General features: G+C 60.9%; 31 protein-coding genes. 16 read left to right on the top strand and 15 right to left on the bottom strand.

The features are described 5' to 3' along the window. Positions 1-353: 353 nt before the first annotated feature. The 8 genes from ACFDTG_RS00340 to ACFDTG_RS00305 are packed head-to-tail and all read left to right on the top strand — an operon-like array spanning position 354 to position 6,458. Positions 354-614: an STAS domain-containing protein gene (locus tag ACFDTG_RS00340; RefSeq protein WP_375289083.1), complete on the top strand. Its 261-nt coding sequence runs from the start codon at positions 354-356 to the stop codon at positions 612-614. Beyond that, positions 614-2,830, top strand: a complete 2,217-nt coding sequence (locus ACFDTG_RS00335) for a chemotaxis protein CheA (protein ID WP_375289082.1) — start codon at positions 614-616, stop codon at positions 2,828-2,830. The genes ACFDTG_RS00340 and ACFDTG_RS00335 overlap by 1 nt, the downstream gene beginning before the upstream one ends. Before the next feature lie 2 nt (positions 2,831-2,832). Then, complete coding sequence (locus tag ACFDTG_RS00330) at positions 2,833-3,711, top strand: CheR family methyltransferase (RefSeq protein WP_375289081.1); 879 nt, start codon at positions 2,833-2,835, stop codon at positions 3,709-3,711. Continuing rightward, complete coding sequence (locus ACFDTG_RS00325; protein WP_375289080.1) at positions 3,708-4,778, top strand: chemotaxis response regulator protein-glutamate methylesterase; 1,071 nt, start codon at positions 3,708-3,710, stop codon at positions 4,776-4,778. The genes ACFDTG_RS00330 and ACFDTG_RS00325 overlap by 4 nt, the downstream gene beginning before the upstream one ends. After that, a complete protein-coding gene (locus ACFDTG_RS00320; RefSeq protein WP_375289079.1) occupies positions 4,768-5,325 on the top strand; it encodes a chemotaxis protein CheD in 558 nt (185 codons plus the stop codon). The genes ACFDTG_RS00325 and ACFDTG_RS00320 overlap by 11 nt, the downstream gene beginning before the upstream one ends. An 11-nt stretch (positions 5,326-5,336) precedes the next feature. Continuing rightward, on the top strand, positions 5,337-5,708 hold the full coding sequence (locus tag ACFDTG_RS00315; protein ID WP_375289078.1) for a response regulator: 372 nt from the start codon (positions 5,337-5,339) through the stop codon (positions 5,706-5,708). A 19-nt stretch (positions 5,709-5,727) separates the two neighbouring features. After that, complete coding sequence (locus tag ACFDTG_RS00310; protein WP_375289077.1) at positions 5,728-6,174, top strand: chemotaxis protein CheW; 447 nt, start codon at positions 5,728-5,730, stop codon at positions 6,172-6,174. Continuing rightward, positions 6,171-6,458, top strand: coding sequence for a hypothetical protein (locus tag ACFDTG_RS00305; protein WP_375289076.1), 288 nt, complete (start codon positions 6,171-6,173; stop codon positions 6,456-6,458). The genes ACFDTG_RS00310 and ACFDTG_RS00305 overlap by 4 nt, the downstream gene beginning before the upstream one ends. Before the next feature lie 628 nt (positions 6,459-7,086). Here ACFDTG_RS00305 and ACFDTG_RS00300 read toward each other — a convergent pair. From ACFDTG_RS00300 to flgB, 13 genes are all read right to left on the bottom strand, one after another. Continuing rightward, on the bottom strand, positions 7,087-7,917 hold the full coding sequence (locus ACFDTG_RS00300; RefSeq protein WP_375289075.1) for a flagellar motor protein MotB: 831 nt from the start codon (positions 7,915-7,917) through the stop codon (positions 7,087-7,089). 1 nt (position 7,918) lies between these two features. Then, a complete protein-coding gene (motA, locus tag ACFDTG_RS00295) occupies positions 7,919-8,782 on the bottom strand; it encodes a flagellar motor stator protein MotA (protein ID WP_375289074.1) in 864 nt (287 codons plus the stop codon). A gap of 35 nt (positions 8,783-8,817) precedes the next feature. Beyond that, positions 8,818-9,729, bottom strand: a complete 912-nt coding sequence (locus ACFDTG_RS00290; protein ID WP_375289073.1) for a flagellar biosynthesis protein FlgL — start codon at positions 9,727-9,729, stop codon at positions 8,818-8,820. After that, positions 9,726-11,066: a flagellar hook-associated protein FlgK gene (gene flgK, locus ACFDTG_RS00285; protein WP_375289072.1), complete on the bottom strand. Its 1,341-nt coding sequence runs from the start codon at positions 11,064-11,066 to the stop codon at positions 9,726-9,728. The genes ACFDTG_RS00290 and flgK overlap by 4 nt, the downstream gene beginning before the upstream one ends. Position 11,067: 1 nt before the next feature. Then, entirely contained in the window at positions 11,068-11,370 is a 303-nt protein-coding gene (locus ACFDTG_RS00280; protein ID WP_375289071.1) for a rod-binding protein, read from the bottom strand. Further along, the gene (locus ACFDTG_RS00275; RefSeq protein ID WP_375289070.1) at positions 11,367-12,467 is read right to left on the bottom strand and encodes a flagellar basal body P-ring protein FlgI; all 1,101 of its coding nucleotides are present in this window, start codon (positions 12,465-12,467) and stop codon (positions 11,367-11,369) included. Before ACFDTG_RS00275 ends, ACFDTG_RS00280 begins: the two co-directional genes overlap by 4 nt. Beyond that, positions 12,467-13,018, bottom strand: coding sequence for a flagellar basal body L-ring protein FlgH (locus tag ACFDTG_RS00270; RefSeq protein ID WP_375289069.1), 552 nt, complete (start codon positions 13,016-13,018; stop codon positions 12,467-12,469). The genes ACFDTG_RS00275 and ACFDTG_RS00270 overlap by 1 nt, the downstream gene beginning before the upstream one ends. Before the next feature lie 113 nt (positions 13,019-13,131). After that, positions 13,132-13,920, bottom strand: coding sequence for a flagellar basal-body rod protein FlgG (flgG, locus tag ACFDTG_RS00265; RefSeq protein ID WP_375289068.1), 789 nt, complete (start codon positions 13,918-13,920; stop codon positions 13,132-13,134). A 21-nt stretch (positions 13,921-13,941) separates the two neighbouring features. Beyond that, positions 13,942-14,682, bottom strand: a complete 741-nt coding sequence (locus ACFDTG_RS00260; protein ID WP_375289067.1) for a flagellar basal body rod protein FlgF — start codon at positions 14,680-14,682, stop codon at positions 13,942-13,944. A gap of 5 nt (positions 14,683-14,687) precedes the next feature. Next, on the bottom strand, positions 14,688-15,500 hold the full coding sequence (locus ACFDTG_RS00255) for a flagellar hook-basal body complex protein (RefSeq protein ID WP_375289066.1): 813 nt from the start codon (positions 15,498-15,500) through the stop codon (positions 14,688-14,690). 18 nt (positions 15,501-15,518) lie between these two features. Continuing rightward, positions 15,519-15,791 carry a flagellar hook assembly protein FlgD gene (locus ACFDTG_RS00250; RefSeq protein ID WP_375289065.1) on the bottom strand — a complete coding sequence of 91 codons (273 nt, stop codon included), beginning with the start codon at positions 15,789-15,791 and terminating at the stop codon, positions 15,519-15,521. Continuing rightward, complete coding sequence (gene flgC, locus ACFDTG_RS00245) at positions 15,788-16,198, bottom strand: flagellar basal body rod protein FlgC (RefSeq protein WP_375289064.1); 411 nt, start codon at positions 16,196-16,198, stop codon at positions 15,788-15,790. The genes ACFDTG_RS00250 and flgC overlap by 4 nt, the downstream gene beginning before the upstream one ends. After that, a complete protein-coding gene (gene flgB / locus ACFDTG_RS00240; protein WP_375289063.1) occupies positions 16,195-16,542 on the bottom strand; it encodes a flagellar basal body rod protein FlgB in 348 nt (115 codons plus the stop codon). The genes flgC and flgB overlap by 4 nt, the downstream gene beginning before the upstream one ends. Positions 16,543-16,757: 215 nt before the next feature. Here flgB and ACFDTG_RS00235 point away from each other — a divergent pair, with 215 nt between their 5' ends. From ACFDTG_RS00235 to ACFDTG_RS00200, 8 genes are all read left to right on the top strand, one after another. Beyond that, a complete protein-coding gene (locus ACFDTG_RS00235) occupies positions 16,758-17,408 on the top strand; it encodes a MotA/TolQ/ExbB proton channel family protein (RefSeq protein ID WP_375289062.1) in 651 nt (216 codons plus the stop codon). A 14-nt stretch (positions 17,409-17,422) separates the two neighbouring features. Continuing rightward, positions 17,423-17,791 (top strand): hypothetical protein, encoded by a 369-nt coding sequence (locus tag ACFDTG_RS00230; RefSeq protein WP_375289061.1) that lies wholly within the window; start codon positions 17,423-17,425, stop codon positions 17,789-17,791. A gap of 49 nt (positions 17,792-17,840) precedes the next feature. After that, positions 17,841-18,335: a flagella basal body P-ring formation protein FlgA gene (locus tag ACFDTG_RS00225; RefSeq protein WP_375289060.1), complete on the top strand. Its 495-nt coding sequence runs from the start codon at positions 17,841-17,843 to the stop codon at positions 18,333-18,335. Between the two features lie 91 nt (positions 18,336-18,426). Then, positions 18,427-18,699 carry a flagellar biosynthesis anti-sigma factor FlgM gene (locus tag ACFDTG_RS00220; protein WP_375289059.1) on the top strand — a complete coding sequence of 91 codons (273 nt, stop codon included), beginning with the start codon at positions 18,427-18,429 and terminating at the stop codon, positions 18,697-18,699. 3 nt (positions 18,700-18,702) lie between these two features. Then, positions 18,703-19,008, top strand: coding sequence for a hypothetical protein (locus ACFDTG_RS00215; protein ID WP_375289058.1), 306 nt, complete (start codon positions 18,703-18,705; stop codon positions 19,006-19,008). Between the two features lie 75 nt (positions 19,009-19,083). Continuing rightward, the gene (locus ACFDTG_RS00210; RefSeq protein WP_375289057.1) at positions 19,084-19,923 is read left to right on the top strand and encodes a transglycosylase SLT domain-containing protein; all 840 of its coding nucleotides are present in this window, start codon (positions 19,084-19,086) and stop codon (positions 19,921-19,923) included. Then, positions 19,923-22,046: a flagellar biosynthesis protein FlhA gene (locus ACFDTG_RS00205; RefSeq protein ID WP_375289056.1), complete on the top strand. Its 2,124-nt coding sequence runs from the start codon at positions 19,923-19,925 to the stop codon at positions 22,044-22,046. The genes ACFDTG_RS00210 and ACFDTG_RS00205 overlap by 1 nt, the downstream gene beginning before the upstream one ends. Then, entirely contained in the window at positions 22,043-22,645 is a 603-nt protein-coding gene (locus ACFDTG_RS00200; RefSeq protein ID WP_375289055.1) for a sigma-70 family RNA polymerase sigma factor, read from the top strand. The genes ACFDTG_RS00205 and ACFDTG_RS00200 overlap by 4 nt, the downstream gene beginning before the upstream one ends. 12 nt (positions 22,646-22,657) lie before the next feature. On the opposite strand, the gene ACFDTG_RS00195 is transcribed toward ACFDTG_RS00200, so the two are convergent. Continuing rightward, entirely contained in the window at positions 22,658-23,038 is a 381-nt protein-coding gene (locus ACFDTG_RS00195; protein ID WP_375289054.1) for a flagellar protein FliS, read from the bottom strand. Beyond that, on the bottom strand, positions 23,038-24,459 hold the full coding sequence (fliD, locus tag ACFDTG_RS00190; protein WP_375289053.1) for a flagellar filament capping protein FliD: 1,422 nt from the start codon (positions 24,457-24,459) through the stop codon (positions 23,038-23,040). The genes ACFDTG_RS00195 and fliD overlap by 1 nt, the downstream gene beginning before the upstream one ends. Positions 24,460-24,470: the final 11 nt, after the last annotated feature.

The following is a 24,470-nucleotide window of genomic DNA, read 5'->3' as shown; positions in this document are numbered from 1 at the left end:
GCCGCCGGATCACGGGCCCTTCTTAACCATCGCCTCTCAAGCAAAGATTTCTGATCGATAGGTACTTCTGCCTAAGGCCGGGAAAAGCATCCTTCGATCAAAGCTGGTTAACAGGGGCATCGAACTCGCAACCTGCTTTTCGGGGGCCACTGCATGATTCTCACCCGCCTGATCCAGCTCATCGGATCGCCGCTTGTTGTGCCCCACGCTGCTGATCGCGGGTGCGATCGGGCTTGGGCAGGCTCGGCGGGGCTGAGGTGAGCGCGGCAACGCAATAAAAGCCGCCATGGCCGAAGAGCCGGTCGAACTTTACCGGGAATTAATCTGAATACACCGCGGGTTGGAGAGAAATAATGTGTGAAATCAAAATGCCGGCGGTGTGCGATAGCCTCGCATCTGAAGCGCTGAAGACGGAAATGAGCGATGTCTGCGGCATCGGCGTGATCGAAGTCGATGCGTCGGATGTCGAGAAAATTGGCCAGGCCTGTTTTCAGGTACTCGTAGCCGCGGCCCGCACAAGCGGCGGCATCGCCATCAAGAACCCGAGTGAGAATTTCACGTCCGCGGTGGCCCTGACCGGTCTGGCCGGTGTGCTCTCGCTGGAGGCCGCATAATGAACTCCGACGACATCCAGTCAATTTTCTTTGTTGAATGCGAAGAGGCGCTCGAAGCCGCCGAAGCGGGTCTGACGGCCTGCCGCGAAGGCACGCATGACGACGAGACGATCAATGCGGTCTTCCGCGCCGTCCACTCCATCAAGGGCGGTGCGGGCGCGTTCGGCTATATGCCGATGCAAGGTTTCACGCACGAGTTCGAATCGTTGTTGTCCGACGTGCGCGACGGAACGGTGTCGATCGAGCCCGAGCTGGTCGATCTGCTCCTGATCTCGCTCGATACGCTGCGCTATCACGTTGACGCCGCGCAGAATGGCACGGATTCGCCTTCGGACGAGGCTGTGATCGCGCAGATCGTAGCGGCCCAGGCTTCCTCGAAAGCCGCCGCCGAGCCTGCAGAAGGCGCGCCCGCAGCCGATGCGCCAGCGGATGACGGACTCGATCTCGACTTCGATCTCGACGCGCTGCTCGACGATCTGAGCGCTTCCGACGAGCCCGCGCCTTCCGAAGGCGGCGCAGCTACCGATGCCGATGTCGAAACCTACAAGGTATTCGTGCGCCCCCACAGCGGTGCGATGTCGAACGGCAGTGAACCGCTGCTATGGCTGCGCGAGCTCAAGCTGCTGGGCGCGGTTTCGATCAGCTGCGACATTGGCGACATGCCGTCGATCGACGAATGCGATCCCCGGCAAGGCTATCTGGGCTGGGTTTGCGAAATGCCGAAGAGTGTCTCGGAGGATGCGGTACGCGAGATATTCGACTTCGTAGGCGATGACTGCTCGGTTGCGCTGGGCGAGGATGCCGCCATGCCCCCCGCAAAGCTCTCGCAGGCGAAGCTCGTGAGCGCGGAGCCGATTGCCCGGAAGGAATCGGCCGAGCCCGAAGCCGGGCAGGCTCCCGCCAGCCCCCCAGTTCCGGCTGCCTCGCCCGCCCCCGCCCCCGCCGAGGCAGTGAAGTCCACGGCCGATGTGCCTGCCGACGAACAGGCCAAGACGCCCGCCAGCAGCGCACCCGCTGCATCCAACTCAGCCAACGCCAACGCATCGATCCGGATCGAATTGGGCAAACTGGACCGCCTGATCGATGGGGCAGGCGAACTCGTCATTGCGCAGGCAATGCTGGCGCAGCGTCTCGCGGGTTCCGGCCTTGGCGGCATCGACGAACTGGTCGCAGTCGAAGGACTGGTGCGTGAAATCCAGGAACGGGCGATGGCGTTCCGCGCGCAGCCTATCGCCACTGTCTTCAATCGCGTCCCCCGCCTCCTGCGCGAACTGGCCGGCTCCACCGGCAAGCACGTGAAGCTCCTGATCGAGGGCGAGGCGACTGAACTCGACAAGACCGTGATCGAGCGTCTGAGCGAACCGCTCACCCACCTGATCCGCAATGCCGTCGACCACGGGATCGAGGGTCCAGAGGAACGCGTTGCCGCCGGCAAGTCGCACGAGGGGGTACTGACCCTCTCCGCCGAGCAGAGGGCAGGCCGCATTGTGATCCGTATCGGAGACGATGGACGCGGCATCAATCGCGAACGTGTGCTGGCCAAGGCGGTCGAAAAAGGTGTCATCGATGCCCACGCCTCGCTCAGCGACGAAGAGATCTGCAACCTCATCTTCGCCCCCGGTTTCTCGACCGCGCAGCAGGTTTCATCGATCTCGGGACGCGGTGTGGGCATGGACGTGGTCCGCCAGAACGTGAAGGACCTGGGCGGCCGCATCACCATCGAAAGCGAAGAGGGCAAAGGCACCACTTTCGTGCTTGCGCTGCCCCTGACGCTTGCAATTGCCGACGGCATGGTGGTCGTCAGCGACAATCAAACGCTCGTCATCCCGCTCACCCATGTCGTGGAGAGCCTGCGACCTGTTGCGGAGGACATCAAGAAGGTTGGGATGAGCCGCCAGATGCTCAATGTGCGCGGCCGCTACATCCCCATCGTCTCGCTTGCGAAGGTGCTCAATCACGGGGCTCCATCGTGCGATCCGTGCAACGGCGTTCTTGTGATCGTGGAAACCGAAACGTCCAATCAGGCGGCACTTCTGGTCGACAACATCATCGACCAGCGCCAGATGGTCATCAAGAGCCTGGCAACTCACTATCGTTCAATCGAAGGTCTCGCTGGTGCGACCATCCTTGGCGACGGTCGCGTCGCATTGATCACCGATGTCGACAAACTCGTCGAGAACAGCGTCAGCGCCGTTCAGCAGGCCGAGGCGGCCTGACGATGTCGCAAGTTCTGGCAAAAAACCAAGGCGGATCGATCGTTCCAGGCGTGAGTCCAGCGATCTATTCGCAGGCGGATTTTGACCGCATCGCTGCCCTCATCGGGCGTGAATCGGGCATCGTGTTGTCCGACGGCAAGCGTATGCTCGCCTACTCCCGCCTCAGCCCCCTGCTGCGACGCAACCAGTGCATCACCTTCGCCGAATATCTCTCCCTTATCGAAAGCGATGCGGACCTGCTGAACAAGACGGTCGCAGCGCTCACCACCAACCACACCTATTTCAATCGTGAACCCCATCACTTCGATCATTTCCGCGACAATCTTCGCACCGAACTGGTGACGCGCCTTATGGGCGGCGGCAGCGTACGCATCTGGTCGGCAGGTTCCTCGAGCGGCGAGGAAATCTGGACGCTGCTTTCTTACTTTCTCGGCAGCGACAAAGCAGAGGGCCGGCGCATCGCGTCCAAGGATCTAGTCGTGCTCGCCAGCGATCTGGCCGAGCACGCTATCGCGGCGGGCAAGGCCGCGACCTATGCGAGCAAGGCGATCGAACCGATGCCGGAAGACCTGCGGTCGAATTGGACCCGCGCACAGGGGGATGAGCGCGTGATCGTCGATGAGATGCGCAATCTCGTCCGGTTCCGGCAGCTCAACTTGCTGGGCGACTGGCCGCTTCGTTCATTATTCGATGTCATCTTCTGTCGAAATGTCATGATTTACTTTGACAACCCTACCAAGGAACGGCTCGTCGCCCGCTTCGCGCAGCAGCTGCAACCGGGTGGCTACCTTTATATCGGCCACTCCGAACGCGTCTCGGGGCCGGCGACCCGCCTTCTCGAGCCCTGTGGTCCAACCGTTTACCGGAGGGTGGCGCAATGAGCATTCGCGTTCTCATCGTCGATGATTCTCCGACCATGCGCAAGCTGATGCAGCTTGCCCTGTCGCGGGAAGAAGATATCGAAGTCGTCGGCTTGGCCTGCGATGCCAACGAGGCTCGCGGATTGATCAAAGCCCTCAATCCCGATGTCGTCACCCTGGACATCGAAATGCCGGGCATGGATGGTCTGTCCTTCCTGCGGAAGATCATGGAACTGCGCCCCACGCCGGTGGTCGTCGTTTCCAGCCTGGCCGAGAAAGGCACGGAAATCGCCGCCCGCGCACTGGGTCTCGGCGCGATCGGCTGCTTCGGGAAATCCGAGCTGACGGCTGCCGCGAGCGGCGAAGGTTGCGGGTCGCTCGGCAATCTGGTGCGCGAAGCTTCGCAAGCCCGCCCGCAAAGGGCCGTACGCGATCAGAGCCGAGCCCCGAGCCAACCGACACCCATCCATTCTTCAATACCGTCGAGCGGACCGCGCACGGCTGCCAAATTGATCGTGATCGGCGCATCGACCGGCGGCATTGAAGCGCTGCGTCAGGTGCTGCCTGATTTCGGCCCGGATTGCCCGCCGACCATGATCGTTCAGCACGTGAACCCGTCATTCGCTGAAGCTGTCGCCCGTTCGCTGAACGAAACCACGCAGGCCACGGTTGTCCTGGCAGAGGCGGACACCTTCATGCAGCCTGGCCATATCTATTTCGCCCCTGGCGGCGAGCGCCATCTCATGGTCGCCGGGGGAAGTGGTGGGCCGATGCGCACTGTCCTGCGGGCAGGGAATTCCATCAGCGGCCACCGCCCCAGCGTCGATGCCCTGTTTTGTGCCGCAGCGGAAAAGATCGGCAGCGATGTCACCGGGATTCTGATGACGGGCATGGGCCAGGATGGCGCGCGCGGCCTTCTGGCGCTGGCGCAGAAAGGGGCGATGACGATAGCGCAGGATGAGGAGAGCTGCACCGTCTTCGGCATGCCGCGGGCAGCAATCGCTCTTGGTGCCGCACAGCAGGTTCTTCCGCTCAAGTCCATCGCTCGCCGCGCACTCGTAAGGGGATTGGAACGCCATGTTGCCTAATTCATCCTCATCGACCGGGCGCCCTATCGTTCGCGACACCGTTCTCCAGGGAGAAGTGCGCGCAAGCGACGATGCAAACGTCGAATTCAACACCGTACTTGGAAGCTGCATCGCCACCTGTCTCTACGATCCAAAAGCGCGTGTGGGTGGAATGAACCATTTTCTTCTCGCCGAACCGCCCAAGAATTCTTCCGGTTCAGAGGTAGATGAGCATTTTGGCGTGTATCTGATGGAACTGCTCATAAACCAAATGATGGCATTGGGTGCATCCAAACGGCGCATGAAGGCTCGCATCTACGGCGGCGCCAACATGCATGCCGGATGGCGGCCGATCGGCACTGTCAACGCTCAGTTCGCGCGCGATTTCCTCGAACGCGAAGGCATCGAGCTGACATATGCGGACACGGGCGACACCTGCGCGCGCCGCGTCCATTTTCGCCCTGCGTCCGGCCAGGTCAAATGTCGGAAGAACGTTACCGAAGTACCAGTTGTCCAAAAACCAGTCACGACGCGCGATGCTTCGCTCGGTGACGTCGAGCTTTTCTAGTGAGGGAAAACATGTCTCAGTCAACGCGTATCCTTACGGTCGACGACAGCGCCAGCATGCGGGCGTTGCTGCGCCATGCTCTCGCCGCGCATGGCTTCAGCGTCGAACAGGCCGAAGACGGCCAGGAAGCACTGGAGTGGCTGGCCACCAACGAAGTCGACCTCGTTATTACCGATATCAATATGCCTCGCCTCGATGGGTTCGGTTTGATTTCCGAACTGCGCTCAAGCGCGCGGCATGCCGACCGCCCGATCCTGGTTCTCAGCACCGAGAGCAGCGACGAAAAGAAGAAGCGCGCCCGCGATGCCGGCGCCACCGGGTGGATCGTAAAACCGTTCGATCCGGACAAATTGGCAACCGCGGTTCGCCGCGTGGTTCACTGAGATACGGGAGGCAAACGAAATGCGACGCGAATTAATCACCTTCGAGGTCTGTGATCAGCTCTTCGGGCTGGACATCATGGCGATCCGCGAAATCCGCGCCTGGTCGCCGGTCACCCGCCTGCCCAAGGTACCCAGCCATGTCGTTGGCGTGGTGAATCTGCGTGGCGTGGTGCTGCCGGTCGTGGACTTGGCTGCCCGTCTCGGCTGGGAGCCTGTGGAAGCAACGCCGCGCAATCCGATCATCGTGGCGGAATGGGAGGGTCAGCTGCGTGGGCTGATCGTGCATACCGTCAACGATATCGTGACCATCGACGATGAGACACTGCAGCAGCCGGCCGCCGGAGCGGAAGATACCGTTTCCGATTGCATCGAAGGGCTGACCACGATCGACGAGGCGGGCGAGATGCTGATGGTTCTCGAACTGTCCAAGCTGGCCGATGATTCGGCGATGGCGAAGGCGGCATGAGCGCCAGCTCGCATTCCACTCATACCCTGCGCGAGCTTGCCACCATACTCGACGAAACCGCACAAGCGGTGGAAGTGCTCGGGGCAAGCCTGTGCAGCGACTTTGCGTTGATGGAAAAGCACATGGGCTCCCTCCAGGGCTTGGACCTAATCTGCCAGACGGTCCGTCAGGTCGGCCTGGTACTGTGCGAGGAAGGCATGCCGAATAGTTTCGAGCATATTCACCTGGAAAGCCTCCGCGAACGCTTGGAAGAGGCCGACGGACGCAGCCGCGCAGCCGCCTAGTTAGACTAATAGAGAGGGGCCCATCCTGCGAAGGATGGGCCCCTCTTTGATTCCAAGTCTTGGCATTCAGCAGATCATCGGATCGCTCTTCGCCCCGTCTTATAAAGCCGCCCCTTCACTCCATCACCATCGCACGAAGGGCTTGCCGCGTCCGGTGGATCGGCGCGCAAGCGATCGCTGTTGTAGCCCGGTCAGCGATCAGGTCGCGGGATGGCGGCAGCAGAGCCGCACCCTTGTGGACGCGCATTTGGGCCGTCACCAATGGCGGCCAGCTTGATGCACCATCGCACTCCTCGGGCAGCCTAGGGTTCAGGTCGCCTCGCGCTCGCCCGATAGATCGGGACAGAACTTCTTGTTGAGCACGCTAGGGTCAGCTCGGCTAACAGGCGATTGGATACGCCAGGGCGGCTCCATCCGATGCGACGATTGCAGATGATCTTTTGCGGTCGGTAAGAAGACTCACATCGCTACAACGCAAATCGGATCGATGCGGAATCTGCGCCTCGTTACATAAAAACGGGCCAGACATCACCAACGCCTCCGCTACGCGGACGTGAATCACGTCACCCCGGCGACCAATCCTGCGACCCGTTTAAATGGCCCCATACTCAAGGCCGACGTTCTCAGGTCAGTTGTTGAGGATGGTAATCGAAATCCGGCGGTTACGTGGATCCTGAGGATTGTCCGCGATCAAAGGCTCGCGATCAGCGACACCCTCGATCCTGGTGAATCGCCGTTCCGCGATGCCACGGCGTGCGAGTTCCTGATGGGTTGCTTCGGCTCGGCCGGCGGACAAGGACCAGTTGTTGGCCTGCGTTCCCGGTTTCCATGGCAGCGAATCGGTATGGCCACGCACGACCAGCCCGCCCCCGACCGGTCCCACGGCTTGACCGATCGCACTGATCAAAGCCCGCGCATCGGAAGTGAGCACAGTGGTTCCGAGGTGGAACATGGAAAAGTTGGCATCGTCCACGAGATCGAGCCTTACGCCCTCCTTCGTCATCACCATGCGCATGTTGCGGGCGAGCTTGCGCAGCTTGCGATCCTCGGCCATCGCCTTTTCGAGGCGCTCGCGCATCTTGGTGACGTGATTGGCGGCTTCGCGAGGGCCGCCAGAAGCATCCCGCGGGATCGTCAAGGATTTCGTCCCGGTCTGGCCCTGGCGATTTGGGTAATTATCCACGTCGGTGATCGATGCTCCGCCCAGAAGGCCATTGGCCCCGGCGCTTTGCTCCTTGAGCTTCACGAGTGTGGGCGTGAAGTAATCCGCCAGACCCTTTCGCTGCTTCTCCGTCGTCGCACCGAGCAACCACATGAGCAGGAAGAACGCCATCATCGCGGTCACGAAGTCGGCATAGGCAACTTTCCATGCACCGCCGTGGTGCCCGCCTTCGACGATCGTGATCTTCTTGACGATGATAGGCGTTGGCAGCTCGTTCTTGCCGCGCTTAGCAGCCATTTCAACGCTTCCTCAAAGTGTCGAGCAACTCCGACAGGCCAGGGCGGAAAGCATGGCCCAAGCCGGAACGGGCGCTTTCCACCACCAGCGGCTGCGGATGCCCGCGCAGAGACGCGATGATTACCTGTTTGACCGCGTGGAAGATTTGTTCGTCCGCCTCGACAATCTGCTTAAGACGGCCCGCCATCGGACCGACGATGCCATAGGCCAGAAGCACGCCAAGGAACGTTCCGACCAGAGCTGAGCCGATCATCCCGCCTAGAACACTGGGCGGCTTGTCGATCGATCCCATGGTCTTCACGACGCCGAGCACGGCCGCAACGATGCCGAGCGCCGGAAGCGCATCCGCCAGATTCTGCATGATGTGCTGCGGTTCGTGCATTTCGTGGAAATGCGTCTTCAACGCATTGTCCATCACATCTTCCACCGCCTGCGGATCGAGCGTCCCGGAAGACACGACGATCAGGGTCAGTGCGTCTGCAACCAGGCTAATGAGCGGCCCGTTGGCGAGCAGCTTGGGATATTCCGCGAAAATCGGTGATGCCTTTGGATCCTGGAGATGAGATTCAAGCGCCACCGGTCCTTCCGTGCGCATGATCTTCATCAGCCGGGTGGTCAGTGCGATGGCGTCGATGTGGTCCTGCTTGTCATGGCGGGGACCTTTGAACAGCTTTGCAAAGCCTGCTCCCAAAGCCTTGAGCTCATGCATCGAATTGCCCGTGACGACGGCGGCAACCGCCGCGCCTCCGATGATCAACATCTCATGGGGCAGAGCATGCAAAACCGGCCCAAGCGCGCCACCGGCAATCACAAAGCCACCGAAGACAAAAAGGATGAGCAGGACGAATCCGACCGCAACAAACATAACTCAGTGTCCCCAGTAATTTATGGCCGCGCTGATCAGCGCAGGAGGTCGAAGAGCGACAGGTTGGCCAGTTTGACGAAGCTGGCCTGGCTCGCTTCCAGAATGGTCATTGTTTGTTGAAGCTTGGATATGGAGGCTGCGAGATCGGCACCGCCGATCTCGGACTGCTCATTGGCCTCAAGTTCCGAACGATCCAGGCGCCGGTCATTGACCGTATCGATCCACACCAAACGCGTACCCACGACGGTCTGCGTGGTAGTAAGCTTGTCCAAGCCCGTGTCGAATGCGCCAAGCGCGTCCGACGCTGCGGCGCCGGCCCCCGTCCCGCCCGCCGTCAAAGCATCGGCCAGGTTGCCGAGTACAGCAAAGAGGTTGGTCGGCGAACCCTTGTGCGAAAAATCGAAAAGATCGGGGCCCGGTACGCCTTCAATTACCGATTGGCCGGCTCCGAGGTCGGTCGTCGGTGCCACGTTGGTACCGAGATAGGTCGCGCCGGGCGGGGTGGACTGATAAGCTTGGCCACTGGTCAGCCCGCCGAACAACGCATTGTTGTTGGAATCGCGCCCATTGGCCAAAGTCAGCAGGTTTTCGCGCAGCGCAGCAAGCTCGCTGCCAAGCGAGGACCGTTGCGCGTCGCCCAGCGTATCGCTGGCCGCCTGAAGAGCCAACTCCTTGGCTCGAATGACAAGCTTGGCCATTTCACCGATTGCCTTGTCGGCAAGGTCGAGATTGCCCTGCGCCCGGTCAGCGGAGGCTTTGTCCACCGTCGCGAGCGAGCCGCGACGGTCGAGGACGCGTAACCGTGCCGCAGCTACCGGATCATCTGCGGATGTCCCAAGTCGTTGCCCGGTTCCGATTTGCGTCTGAAGTTTTTCGGTTTGCTTACGCAAGCTTGAAAGCTGGAGATTGCTGCGCTCGTAGAATGCCGAAGTGCTGACAGTAGTCATCGTGCGATCCCCAGCAATGTATCGAACAGGTCCGAGGCAACCTGCATAGCTCGGCCGGAAGCCTGGAACGCTTGCTGGTATCGAACCAGGTTGGCCGCTTCCTCATCGAGGTCGACGCCGCTCTGTTGATCGAGTGCGATCCGTGCCTTCGAAGCAATGGTTTCGAGAGCTTCGGTGGCGATACGCTGATTGGCCACCGTGCTGGACACGGAAAAGATCGCATCACTGACGCGTCCGGCCGCAGCGCCGCTGTCGAGAGCGTTTGCCAACGCCTGGATATGCGAGGAGTCCAGACTCCTTGCTGGCGATCCGGCCGGAGCCGTCGCAATTCCCGACGGAGATGCAAGGGTCATCGCGATCCCCGCAGCACCAGAACCTGAGAAAATCGGGTTGCCCGGATTGCCCGCGAGGTCCACGCCCCCAGCTTGTGAGGCATTGACGAGATTTATGATGTTGTCTGCCGCGGCATCGATCTGCGCCTTTGAAGACACGACGCCGCTGAGAGTGGCCGAATGCCCGGCAAGGCCGCCTGTCGCGATGTTCGTGGCCGTTCCGCCGACATCGAACGAAATCGTCCCGTCCCCCGCCGTGGCCATGGCGAGTGTTTGTCGTGTGGAGCCGGTGACCAAAAGCGGGCCCGACGCGCCACCCAGGCGCAGGTCTACCTGGCCATCCGCGTTAAACGACGTCGTTACGCCCGCTTGTTTGGAAATTTTGGCCAGAAGATTGTCGCGCTGGTCAAGAAGCATCGCACGGTCCGAACCACCCGGAGCCGCTCGCGACAGAAAGGTGTTCGTTCGAGCCAGCTGCTCGGCCAACACGTTGACCTCATCCACCCCGCCCTGAGCGGAAAAGCGCGCGCCTTCGCCAACCTGATCGAGGCTCGAAGAGGCCAGATTGAAGCTCTGGGCCATGTGATCTGCCTGGGCCAGCGCAGCAGCACGCAATTCATTGGCTGTCGGATCGGATGCGAGTTGCTTGATCGAAGCCTCGAATGCGACGACGGAGCCATAAAGCCCCGACTGCTCGATCGCTGCTTCGATGTTTTCCATTCCCTGCAGCGCGGCCGAACCCCGTGCGGCATCCGCCCCCGTCCGCCGAACTTCCAACTGGCGAAACATGTCAGCGTTGCGGTTGACTGCAGCGACCCGGACGCCGGACAGCGAGAAGTCGCCGAGCCGCAACATACCGGAAGAGTTCGCTACTTCGGCCGTCTCTATGGACCGGCGAACGTAACCTTCGGTATTGGCATTGGCGATATTTTGTGCGGTAACATCAAGCGCGGAACGAGCTGCTTTGGCACCACTCTTCGCGATCGTCATGAGATCGGACGCCATCTTAGCCTCCCGTCTTGAGGTTGCGCGAAAGCTGCTTAGCCAACGTCGCCGACAAACCGATCATGTCGGTTTGAGAGGCGATGTCGGCAAACTTCGCGTCACGCATTTCCGTGAATGTCGCCGCCGAGCTCCCACCCGAAAGGGGGTTTTCCTCATCGGCGAAAGACGAGGCCCGCGCAGCCGAAAGGACCTGGCGCAGGAACATCGCCTCAACACCCCGCGCAGCATCCACCAACGCCTTGTTGTCGGCGCTGGCTGGGCTGGCGGTTGCGAGGCCGGAAAGAGGCGTGGCTGCTGCGATCATATCACTACCATCTCAGCACGGAGGGAACCGGCCTGTTTTAAGGCCTCCAGGATCGCAACGAGGTCAGACGGGCTGGTCCCCAAAGCGTTCAATGCATCGACAACCGCCGCGAGGCTTGCCCCAGGATTGAACAACTGAACGCGTTTCTCGCCTGGCCCTTCGGCAGTCAGATTGCTTTGATTTTCAACGGCTGTCTGGCCGGGCGACAGAGGATTTGGCTGGATTATCCGCTCGTTCTCCTCGATCCGGAGCACGAGGCTTCCATGGCTGATCGCTGCCGGGGCAAGACGAACCATGTTTGAGATAACCACGGTTCCGCTACGACTGTTCACGATAACCTTTGCCGGAGCTTCCGCTGGATCGACTTCGATCATTTCGACCGCTGCCATCATGCTGGCCCTAGCATCTGTATCGAACGGCATCCTGATCGCGATCGTGACTCCGTCTTCGACACTGGCCAGGCCAGGGAACTGACGGTTGATCGCGTCCCGAACCCGCGAAGCTGTCAAGAAGTCGGCGGATGCGAGATTCCACCGGAGCGTTTCGCCCGTTTCGAAGCCGGTAGCGACGGCACGCTCTACACTAGCACCTTCGGGAATCCGCCCCACGGTCGGAACATTAACGGTGAGTTTGGAGCCATCCTTTCCGGATATCCCCAACCCGGCCACCGCGAGATTGCCCTGCGCCATCGCATAGATCTCGCCGTCGGCGCCGAAAAGTGGGGTGAGGATGAGCGCGCCGCCACGCAGAGATTTGGCTTTCCCCATCGTCGACACGGTCACGTCGATCCGCTGGCCGGGTTTGGCGAAAGCCGGAAGGTCTGCCGTGATGATCACGGCTGCGGCGTTCTTCAGTCCAGGGCTTACGCCTGGCGGAAGCTGCAATCCGAACCGGCCGGTGGTGCCCCGCATCGCCTGCGTCAGGTAAGCAAGGTTATCGTCGCCCGTGCCGTCGAGACCGACCACAATTCCGTAACCGGTCAGCTGATTGGAACGAACCGACTGAAATGTGCCGAGATCCCGGATACGCTCGGCCTGTGCCGGCGCGGTCCAGAAAGCGAAGGCCGCAAGAACGGCGAGTAGGTGGCGCCAGGTCATCAGAAGGGGCTGATCTTGCTGAAGAAGCGAGAAAGCCAGCCTTCCCGCCCCGCTGTCTGAACAGAGCCCTTGCCCCCGTAACGAATTTGGGCATCGGCGATGCGAGGGCTCAGAACCCGATTATCTGCATCGATATCGGCCAAGCGAACGAGGCCGGTGAGCTGCACCCATTCCTGACCCTGGCTGAAATTCATCAGCTTTTCGCCCCGAATACGCACGACACCGTTCCCGAGAACCTCGGCAATGGTGACCGTGATGTCGCCCGCGAGTGTCGAAGATTGGGCAGCATTACCTTTGCCGGTAAAGCTACCAGAGGCGCCCGCGCTCAGTATGTTGGGGTCGATCGCGAAAGGCCCGGCGGTTGGCGGCGTGATGCTTGCGGATCCAGCGCGAGTGGTGTTGCCGCTGGCAGATTTCGCCGTGGTCGTACGCTCGGCGAGAACCACCGTTACGATATCCCCAAGACGATGTGCGCGCTGACCATAATGAAGCGGTGCATAGCCACTGGCGGCCTGGAAAATCGCCCCATTGGATGCGACCGCAGGCGCCACGTGAACGGGCGCCGCCGGAAGCGCAGCCTGAAACCCAGGGGGGGGTCCGGAAGTGCACGCACCAAGGGCAATAATCGCCGGTATGCTGACAAAGTTACGCTTCATATCGTCTCTCACAGCGTTTGGTTGGCGTTGCGCATCATTTCGTCGACTGCGGAGATCATCTTGGAATTGACCTCGTAAGCGCGTTGGCATTCGATCATATCGACGAGTTCCTCGACGACATTTACGTTGGAGGTTTCAAGCATGCCCTGCCGCACACGGCCGCGCCCGGCATCGCCACCTGCGCCCAGCTGAACCGCACCACTCGCCGCTGTCTCTGCAAGGAAGTTATCGCCCAGAGCGCGAAGCCCCGCCGGATTGGCGAAGCTGGCAACCTGTATCTGGCCAAGCTGTGCGGGCTCGGCTTGCCCTTCGATCTGGACGGACACGGTTCCATCTGGAGAGATGGTCATCGCGCCAGCCCCCTCGGGGATGGTTATCGCCGGCTGAACCTCGTAACCCTGTTGGGTAACCAGCGTCCCTTCTGCGGAGCGCGTGAAGTTTCCCGCCCTCGTGTAGGCCAGCTGACCACCGGGCAGCGCAACCTGGAAATACCCATCGCCGTCCAGCGCGAGGTCCAGGGCATTGCCCGTCTGATCGAGCGTTCCCTGCGTCATGATCTGGGTCGTCGATTGAACGGAGACGCCCGTTCCGAGGTTGAGGCCCGTTGCATAGGCGGTCTCGCCGCTCGAAGCCGCGCCCGCTACGCGGGTGTCCTGATATGCAAGGGTGGCAAAATTCGCGCGATCGCGTTTGAAACCGGTCGTCTGAACGTTTGCAAGATTGTTTGCGATGACGCGCATCCGCACATCCTGCGCTTCCAGCCCGGTCCGGGCGACTTGCAGAGCAGAGGTTGGCATTGTTCAAAAGCCCCCGTTGGATCATATGAGGCGCATCAATCGTGCGCCGCTCTCGTCGATGGTTTTGGCGGTAGTTACGAGCTTGGTTCGCATCTCGAACAACCGTTGCTGATCGATCATCTCGACCAGTACTTCGGTCGGTTTCACATTGGATTGCTCAAGGTATCCGGGTTTTAACGTAGCGGCCTCGTCCGTTGGCAGAATTCCGCCACCTACGACCCTAAACAAGCCGTCAACACCTTTCGCGATTTGGCTGCCGTCAGGGCTGGCAAGCTTGAGTTGAGCGACCTCTATCGCAGGCAGGTCCGGGGTCGCCGGATCACTCACCGTGACGGCACCGGAAGGGGTCACCGATATCCGACCGGTAAGCGGAACCGTGATCGGCCCTGCCTCACCGATGACCATCGCTCCATCGCCGTTCACCACCACGCCGTCCGCTCGCACAGAGAGATCGCCTCGCCGCGTGTAGGCTTCGCTGCCGTCATCCGCCTGGACAGCAAGCAGGGCTGAGCCGTCGAGCGCAATATCCAGGGGGCGGCTCGTCATCACGGCCTCCCCCCCCTGCATGTCCGCACTGCGGACGAGCGCCTGTTGCTGCGCCCGAACCTCTGGCTGTTCGCCGGCAATCGTAACGGCGCGCTGATCCATCAGCTCGGCCCGGAAGCCGATCGTCTGCGCGTTCGCCATGTTGCTGGCGATCACGCGCTGGCGATCCATCGAAGCCGACAGGCCCGACAGGGCCGTGTAGATCAGACGATCCATCTCACTTACGTCCGCAGATTGATAACTGTCTGGCCGATCTGCGTTGCCGTATCGATGGCCTTCGCATTCGCCTGGAAGTTACGCTGTGCTGTGATCAGCGCGACGAGTTGCTCGCCGATGTCGACGTTGGAGCGCTCCAGCGATCCCGCCAATAGTTTCCCGTACAGACCTTCGCCCGGACCACCATATTTCGGGGCTCCGGAAATGCCGGTGGACTGCCAGTTCGAGGAACCAACCTGGCGCAGGCCATTTGGCGCAATGAAGCTCGCCAGAGAAACCTTGCCGATGACCTCGTTGCTGCCATCGACGAAAGACGCAGAAATGTTCCCGTTCGACGAGATTGTCAGGCCCGCGAAAGCAGACCCGGCAGCATTCTGCGCAGGTACTTGGGCGTCTTGCGGAGTAGTGGATGTGACGTTTCCAGCGGCGTCGGTGGGAAACATCTGAAGACGGTTGCCGGAGCCGTCTTGAATGAAGCCGCCTTCGTCTGTCTCGAAAGAGCCATTGCGCGTGTAGAAGGTTTCGCCGGTCTCTCCCGATCGCGTGACGAAGAACCCGTCACCGGTGATTGCGGCATCGAGAGCAGAGCCTGTTTGCTCCACTGGGCCTAGCGAGAAATTCTGCGTGATGGATTCGACGTTGGCGCCGATACCGACCATCAGTTTGGGGTTGGAAAAGGCGGAGCCAGCTACAACGTCCGCAAATTGGGTGCGAGACTTCTTGAAGCCGACAGTCTCCGCATTCGCGATATTGTGTGCGATGACCCCCAGATCGGTCTGGGCATTCTTCATGCCGTTTAGCGAAGTGTAGAAAGACATTTCGGATACTCCTGAATATTAGAGGGTCTTGCTCGCAAGCAGATCGATCTTTTCGGAGATCGACTGAAGCGTGGAGTTCACATCGTTGATTCCCGAAAGCGAAGAAAACTGCGCCATCTGCGCGAGCATCTCTTTGTTATCGACCGGGTCGGACGGATCCTGATTTTGGAGCTGGACCGTAAGCAGTCGAATGAAGTCGCCTTGGTTCAAAGACGCCCAGCCGCTCTTCTCAGAAGAGCCTTGAGATATCGGGGCGGCACCGCCCGAAGCAATTGAGGATACGCTCATCATTTCATCCTTACGGTTTCGAGCATCAGCTGTTTTGCGGTAGAAAGCGCCTCAACCATGTTCTGGTACTGCCGGGACGCCTCGAGCATCTCGATCATCTCTTCGTTTTCATCGACAGGAGATGCCCAGACATCTCCGTTTTCGTCGGCAAGTGGATGACCCGGCTCATGGCGACGGACCGGCGCGACATCGGCTCTCGCCACAGACGCGACCTTTACCGTCGCCGCGTTGCCTGTCGCATCGAGTTCCTGCTGAAACACTGGACGAAGCGGGCGATACGCTTCTTCCTTGGACGCAGCGACGGTTCCGGCATTGGCCAGGTTCGACGCCGCGGCATTCATCCTCACCAGCTGGGCCGACATGGCGCGCCCCGCTACATCAAAGAGAGACATCGAATTCGCCACCGTCATTCGCCTCTGATCGCGCGGGTGGTTGTCTCGATGCGACCCTTCAGGAATTCCAGCGTGGTGGCGTACGCCACAGCATTTTCACTGAACGCCATCTGCTCGGTCGACATTTCGACGGTATTCCCATCGAGGCTCGCCATGATCGGCGCACGAAACTGAATGGCCGCAGATCGGCTCGCCTCGATGCTCGCTCCGCCTTCCCGCGCCGCGAGAGCAGACCGGAAGTCAATGTCACGAGCCTTGTAACCAGGAGTCGCCGCATTCGCGATGTTCGATGCTATCAGCGTCATGCGCTCCCCCCTCAAGCGGAGGGCCTCGCCATGCAGACCGAAGAGTGAGTTGGACATTGGCAAATCCAGTTGCTTCATGAATCGTCCCCCACTCAAGCAAGCTGCGTGCCAAATCAGGTTTCAGTCGAGCGAGGCCGGGGTGATTGAGTTCGCTCGGCGCCAGGACCAACTGATCCGGCAAAATATTGCCGCTCCCGGCAAATGTCCGCCGAGCGCTAAAGCACAGTTCCGACACGACGTTCTCTTGATCGTACTGTGTTGGAGGATTGGCGATGATCGAGCTGTTCGATCCTAACTCGCTCGCGGTGGTCGGCGGCGGCACATTGTTGGCAACCTTGGTCCACTGCGGCCCCAAAGCCTGCCGCTTGACGGTTACCGTGCTGCTCAGCGTCGCGACACGCAAGTTCGATTTCATAAAAGCGCGAGCGGAGGTTTCTCGTCAAATCGCCGATATTCAGCAGGACGGTCTGGTACGCAGTGATCCAAACCCGATCGGCGATCAGGAAATCGACGACGCTACGGCGGCCTTGGTCAAATCGCGCTCCCTGGCCGGTTTATCGAGTGAGCATGACAGGCACCGCAGGCAACGTCTGCAACGGTCTCAAATCGCCCAATCCGTTCTCCTGAAGGCTGCCGAGCTTGGGCCGATCCTGGGCCTGGCGGGAACGCTCCTCGCACTTGCGGGTCTCGCCACCCACGACGCGAGCGCTTCCTCATCGATTGCGAATGCGATTGGTACTGCGGTTCTGACCACGCTTTATGGGCTGTTGCTATCCAATTTCGTGTTTGCTCCTCTGGCAAGTCTGGTGGACCGAAAAGCGCGTAATGAGGATCTCGCGCGCGAGGAACTCTTCGCATGGATGGAGGCCAAAATTCTCGAAGCTGATCCACGCACCAGACGTCCGCTGGAAGTGGCGCGATGATCGGTCAGGGAGGGTTGGGTTGGCAAACCGTGATTGCCGACTTGGCCCTGATCCTTTTTCTGGTAACGGCTGGCGCCGCGAAACAGGACGCTGAACTCGGGAAGGCCAAGCCCGTCAGCAATCCTGCGCTCTCGAAATGGGCAGAGGGCGATAGCGAACAGCCTCTCGGACGCTGGCTCGCAGATCAGCCTGCCGATCCCCGCACCACCGTCGTGATGACAGGTCGCTATGCGGAGGGCGACAGGGCTCGCATCTGGAACGAGGCATCTCGCATGGAAAGTGTCGCGAAGCAGCGTTTCGAACGTGTCCGCACGGTCGTCCTGCCATCCGGGCAAACCGGATGGTCGGCGCGCCTGATCTACGACGGACAGGCTACTCGGTAATTGGCATGGTGCTTGCGATACCGATGCATCGACATTTTGGAGACTGATCATGTGGCGCAAGCCCGCTTTTTTGATAACGCCCCTGTTGATGGTTGCCGCACCGGCAGCGTCCCAAAACTTGACGCCCCCGTCTCATATCGATGCCCTGGTCGCCGCCTTCACCGGCAAGGCAATTGGCCAGCCGGGCGGCGCAAGGCAGGCGGTCGATCCTCGGCTGCGGCTTACCGCATGCGATCAGGGAGCGACGGCGGAATGGTATGGCTCACAGGAACAAAGCGTTAAGGTGAGCTGCCCCGTGCCGGGTGGTTGGCGCGTGTTCGTACCGGTGATGGGGTCCGAGAGATCGCAGCCCGTCATCAGCCGCGGCGATCTGGTGCAGGTCCGTGTTTCAGGGGCGGGCTTCTCTATGTCCACAAGAGCGGAAGCCCTTCAGACTGGAGCTGTCGGCGCAACCATTTCCGTGCGCCCTTCATACGGTGACGTCCGCAAATCGCTGTCTGCCAAGGTCCTGGAGGCGGGGGTTGTCGGCATCGATGTGCCGTAACCGGCAAGGGCTTGCCGGAAAAATTTTACGGTACTCTTAAAAGACCCACCCGCGAGACGTTCTATAGGGTGAACTTTTAGGAGAACGACCAATGAAGCCGATCGATAGTGTATCGCCCGGCAGAGTGCCGGGGCAGGTGCGACAGATTGCCAAGACGGACCGGTCCACTCAGGTCGACATCCGCAAGGAGGCCACCGCCTCCAACACGGTTGCCCTGCCAAGTGCCGGCGCGGAAGCTCCGGTGGATAATCAGCGTGTCAGCGAAATCAGGGATGCATTGCGAGAGGGGCGTTATCCTCTGCTGCCCTTCAAGATCGCCGATGCGATGATCGCGGCTAAATTCATGCTCGTTGAGAAGGAATAATTCGTGCAACCGGTTCAACAATTGAAGCAGATGGTGGCCCTCCTGGAAGGTGAGCGGCAAGCTCTTGCCGCCCTGGACCTGGATCGCATTCTCAATTGCGCCCAAGGCAAAGCGGATCTTTGCGACAAGCTGGCCAGCTATGCGCCCGACCAGCTCGATGACGAATGCCTCGGGCTGCTGGATTCGGCCAAGCGGCTGAATGCCATCAACCGGAAACTGCGCAATCTTATCGCCGACAACGTCCAGTCGCGGCTGTCGTTATTGACCGGCGGAAACCCGGCCTATTCCTCGGCACCAGCTTTCGCCTGATCATTCCCGCACCACCAATCGAGAATTTGGCACGATCCTTGAATAAATCCCCGCCAAGAACACCGGGGATTAACCATGCCGACAATTGCGGGGCCGAGCCCCAGCACAGCGCCGAGACCGATCGACGCGATTCAACATGCTTCGCGAAGAACCGGAGTGGACTTCGGTTTTCTCATCGCGGAGGCGCATGTCGAATCCGCAATGAACCCCACCGCCACAGCCCGGACATCAAGTGCGGCAGGTCTGTTCCAGTTCACCAGCGGAACCTGGCTCGACACGCTCGACAAATTCGGCAGTGAACATGGTCTGGGGTGGGCCAGCGCAGCGATCGAACGTCGCAACGGCCGCGCTTTCGTTGCCGACCCTGCGATGCGGCAACAGCTTCTGGACCTGCGTTTCGATCCGGGCGCGGCATCCCTGATGGCAGGCGCGCTCGCCAAATCCAATGCAGCGGTTCTCACCTCCGTTTTGGGCCGCCAGCCGGATCAGACCGAACTCTATCTCGCCCATTTCCTCGGCTCCGCAGGAGCGTCAAAGTTCCTCAAGGCCCATGCGGCAGATCCGGCGCAAAGTGCCGCAGCACTGCTGCCTTCCGCCGCTGAGGCGAACACATCGATCTTCTTCACTGGCGGTCGCGCCCGCAGCCTCGAGGAAGTCCGGGGACTGATGGCAAGCAAGCTGGAGCGCGCACCCGACTTCGCACCGCAATTCGCGCAATCCTCGCCGCCCTCGGGTGCTTCCCCGTTCGGGTCGCCGGGATTCCCATCGATAGCCATGAGGCCGGGGGAACAGGGTGAGCGCCCGCCCATGTCGCAACTGCTTCAATCGACCTTCGGCGCCGGCAACCAATTGCCAGGCAGGGCCGGGCGCCACGTTGCCGCCGCCTATAACAAGATTGCAGGAGCGGGCCTGTGATGAAGAAGTGGCCCGGCGGGGCAAGTTCGGTGGCACTCCCCGGGGCGATCCTGGTGATCATCCTGTTGATGGTGGTCCCGCTGCCCAGCTTCATGCTGGATGTTTTCTTCGTGTTGAACATCGCGCTTTCGATCGCGGTGCTGATGGCCGCGATGAATGTCGCGAAGCCGCTGGACTTTTCGTCCTTTCCTTCGGTCTTGCTGTTCACAACCCTTTTGCGTCTCGCACTCAACGTGGCGTCGACGCGCGTGGTTCTTCTCAAAGGCCATGAAGGTGAGGCTGCGGCAGGCAAGGTGATCGAAGCATTCGGCGCCTTTCTGATCGGTGGCGATTTCGTTGTCGGCATCTTCGTGTTCATGATCCTGATGATCATCAACCTGGTCGTTGTCACGAAGGGCGCTGGGCGCGTATCCGAAGTTTCCGCGCGCTTCACGCTCGATGCTCTTCCTGGCAAGCAGATGGCGATCGATGCTGACCTTGCCGCTGGCCTCGTGACCCCCGAGGAAGCGAAGGACCGGCGGCGCGAGGTCGCGACCGAAGCAGACTTTTACGGCTCGATGGATGGTGCCAGCAAGTTCGTGAAAGGTGATGCGGTTGCATCCCTTCTCATTCTGGCGGTGAACATCATTGCCGGCTTTGCCATTGGCATGGCGTCGCACAACCTTTCCGCCGGCGAAGCGGGGGAGCGCTACATCGTTCTGGCCATCGGCGATGCGCTTGTCGCCTCGGTGCCCGCGTTGCTCCTTTCCATCGCCGCCGCTGTCATCGTGACGCGTGTCACCGATCAGCGCGACCTGACCGGTCAGATCGGTGGTCAGTTCACCGATGCCCGTATCTGGTTGCCGGTAACGGGCATTCTTTTCGCGATCGGCTGTATTCCCGCAATGCCGCAGAGCGTATTCATGCCCTTTGCAGCCGGTGCCTTCTTCATCTGGCGGAGCCTGCGCAAGAAGGCCGCGATGGAAGAGATGCGCAAGGCGCAACCCGTCGACAATGGGCCCGACCCCTCCATTATCACGATCGAGGATGTGGCCGACAATTCGCTCGTTACGCTCGAGCTTGGATACGGGCTGGTCCAGCTCGCGGACGAGCGCAAGGGCGCGCCACTGGTCTCCCGGCTTACGGGCCTGCGCCGCCAGATGAGCGAGCAGCTCGGTTTCGTTGTTCCTGCCTTTCGCCTGAAGGATTCCCTGTCGCTTGCGCCGGACGAATATCGTCTTGTTCTGGGTGGCGCCCCGCTTGGAGGGGGCCGCCTGGTGCCCGGAAGGATGCTGGCGATCGATACCGGCGAAGTCGATGCCTCGGCCGCACTGGTCGGCGAGCGTACGGCAGATCCGAGCTTCGGGTGTCCGGCGGTCTGGATCGATCAGGGGCTTCGAGATCACGCCGTGAGCGAAGGCTATCTTGTGGTCGATGCGGAAAGCGTCGTCGTAACCCACGTAAACCGCCTCCTCATCAGCCGCGCCTCGCGCCTGCTTGGCCACGACGAGGTCAAGGAATGGATCGATGCGGTTCGCGCCCGCGGCGAAGCTCTGGTGGATGCGGTGACCCCGCAGCCGCTGTCACTGGGCGCGCTTACCAAACTTCTGCGCACGCTGCTGGACGATGGAATTACCCTTTCGCACCCACGCGCTCTTCTGAGCAGCATCGCACAGGCCGCACTGTCTACGGTGGAACAGGGTGCTCTCGTCGAACTGGTCAGGGCGGATATGGGACCGCAACTGGTCGGCCGCATCTGCGGCCCGAGCGAGCGCCTTCCCGTGCTCACGCTATCTGCCCGCCTCGAGCAGCTGGTCGTCGGGTCGCTCAGCGACCCTACCAGCGGAGACCTGGTCATCGAGCCCGATCTCTCCCGAGCGATTTGTGAGCAGATCGGCACGCTGGTCGCAGAGCGCGAACCAGGAATGGTGCCGCTTGCTCTCGTTGTTCAGCCGCGTGCGCGCCGCCCTCTTTCGCTGTTGTTGCGCAATCGCGTGCCGACAATCGCGGTTCTCTCGATCACCGAACTTCCCCCCGAACAGCCGATCGATGTGATCGCCGTCGTCGGAGAGGAAACCCAAGCTCCCCAGGTGGCCGCAACTGGCACCGCATTTTCAAGCGACGAAAGGACGTTGCAATCATGATTCACTCCCGGTCCCCGCTGGCTGTAAGCGATGCCTACGGATCGAGCGCGAACGATCGCGTGCGCCGGTTTACGCCGCTGGTGCACAAGCAGGCCTGGCACCTTGCAGCATCGGTCGAGGACTTCATGGAGCCCGAAGATCTGTTTCAGGTAGGGATGATCGCTCTCATCGAATGTTCGCGCCGCCATGACCGGCCGAACGAAGATGGATTCGCCGCCTATGCAAAGCTGCGCGTGCGGGGCGCCATGGTCGATGCGATCAGGGCCAACCGCAAGGGTCTGCGTCGCCGGGGCGAAAAGGATTCCAGCCAACCTCAGGTGCGCCTCGAATCCATCGATGAGGTCTATGCCGACAGTGACGGCGCCTTCGCCAGCGAAGAGCCCGATGCGCTCGCACAGATTATCGAGGTCGAAGACCGTGACGGGCTCGTCGTCGCACTGCGGGTCCTGCCGGAGCGCCTTCAACTGGTGCTTCAGCTATACTTCGTCGAAGAGCTGAACCTGGCTGAGATTGCCGCCGTTCTGGAGGTATCCGTGCCGCGCGTGCACCAGTTGAAGGCGGCGGCTCTCAAGCAATTGAAGGCGACCCTGACCGAATAGATCGGTTGAGGGCTAGGCCGCCCTCACCCGCATGGCCTCGGCTATCTCGGTGAAGTCGGCCTTGACGACTTCCAACGGTTCGGGGCGGAAATCGGTCACGCAATTCAGGACCTGCCTGCGCGCGGCTCCGTAGAGTTGAATGAGGGCATCCGCCAGCGGACCCGACCGGTCGATACCCATTTCCAGCGCAGTGAGCGCTGCATGGGCATGCGTCAGCCCTTCGGCCCGGCGCTGGCGATCGTCCTTGCGATGGGCAGCCAGAGCCTTGCCCAGTCCTTCGGCGACCTGTTCGAGGCAAACGATGACGAGATCTCCGGCGCGCGCCGCGCGAACGCGGGCATCGAAGGCGCTGCGACGATAGGCTTCCGCCGGGTTTTCAACCAGTGCCAGCATCAGTTGTTACTCGAATTCCAGGCATCGATCTGCGACCGAAGAAAGGATAACGTCGACTGGGACGCGGCCACCCGGGCATCGGTCTTGGCGAAGCGAGCCACCATCTGCTGGCGAAGGGTTTCCTGCTTTTCGTCAAGCTTGGCGCTCTCGCTCGTCAGCTTCGAGGACAAATCCTCGTATCTCTTGATCGAGCCTGCCAGGCTGCCCGGATCCGAGATCGCCGAGGCGCTTCTGTTTATCTTATCGAAGGACGAGTAGATGCCGTAAAGCCCCGTCGTAAACATGGCCGACACGGCTTCGGGATTTTCCGAAAGAACCGCACCGAGCTTCGCGCTGTCGATACTATAGGATCCATTGCGCTCAATCTTCACCCCGAGATCGCTGAGAGTCTTCGGCTCTCCGGATGCCGCGTTCGGCATCATCACAAGAGTGGTGATGGAAGAAAGCTGGGACTTGAGAGCCCGCGCTCCCGGATCGGAATTCAACTCGCCACCACCAAGCGGGTTCGTGGCATCGCGGACCAGCGTGGACAGTTCGTTCATCGCCCCCACCAGATCCTGCATGACACTGGAGAGGTTGGCAGTGTTGTCCGAAAAGCTGATCGTGGACGGATTGCCCACATTGGTCCCGGTGAGGTTCAGCGTAAGACCAGGCGCGACCTGACCAGTCTTGTTCGTCGCACTGGTCATTTCCAGGCCATCGAGTTTGAACGCGGCATCGGATGAACCCTGCGTCAAGCGTAGGGGATCTCCGCCAGTCGCTTCCCATGCGAGCTTGGCCAGGCCGGTACCGGGCGCGTCCTCTACCGCTTCTACCACAAACCCGTTGGCGGCGCCTTCGAGACCCTTGAATACGAGCTGAGCGCCGGCGCCGGTATTCGCAATGTAAGCGGTGACGCCTTTGTTCTGCGAATTGATGGAGCTCGCGATCTCCTTCAGGCTGGCGCCCTCGGCAACCGAAATGGTCAACGCCTCTTTTCCGGCATCTTCCGTGAACGCTCCCCCGGAAACCTTGCCGAAACGAAACGTGAGCGATCCCGAGCCTACCGTCGCTGCCGCGTCGCCGAACGCCTGGCTGGCCAATGTCTGCGATTTCGCCAGGGAGGAGACTTCGAGAGAATAGGCCCCCTTGGCGACAACCGACTGGGCGAGGGTCGCGGTTGCTACGCCCGACCCACTGACCGTTGCCTTTTGCGCCAGATCGCCTGTCCTGATCCGGTCGCCGAAGGAGGTAGCAAGCGCCGAGATGCTGCTGCGCAACTGCGAAGCCACCGAGATCTTCGCATCGTTTTGTTCGACACGCGAATCGATCCGCGCCTTTCGCGCTCCGAATTGCGCCGCAGCAAGATCGCTGGCCAGCTGGGCCATGTTGATACCGCTGCCGGCACCGAGCGTAGTTGTGATCGAACTTGCCGTACTCATGTTCAATAGAA

It is taken from the genome of Qipengyuania sp., from assembly GCF_042095715.1.
In the GTDB taxonomy this organism is placed as follows: Bacteria; Pseudomonadota; Alphaproteobacteria; order Sphingomonadales; family Sphingomonadaceae; genus Qipengyuania.
This window is presented reverse-complemented; position numbering and strand designations above follow the sequence as displayed.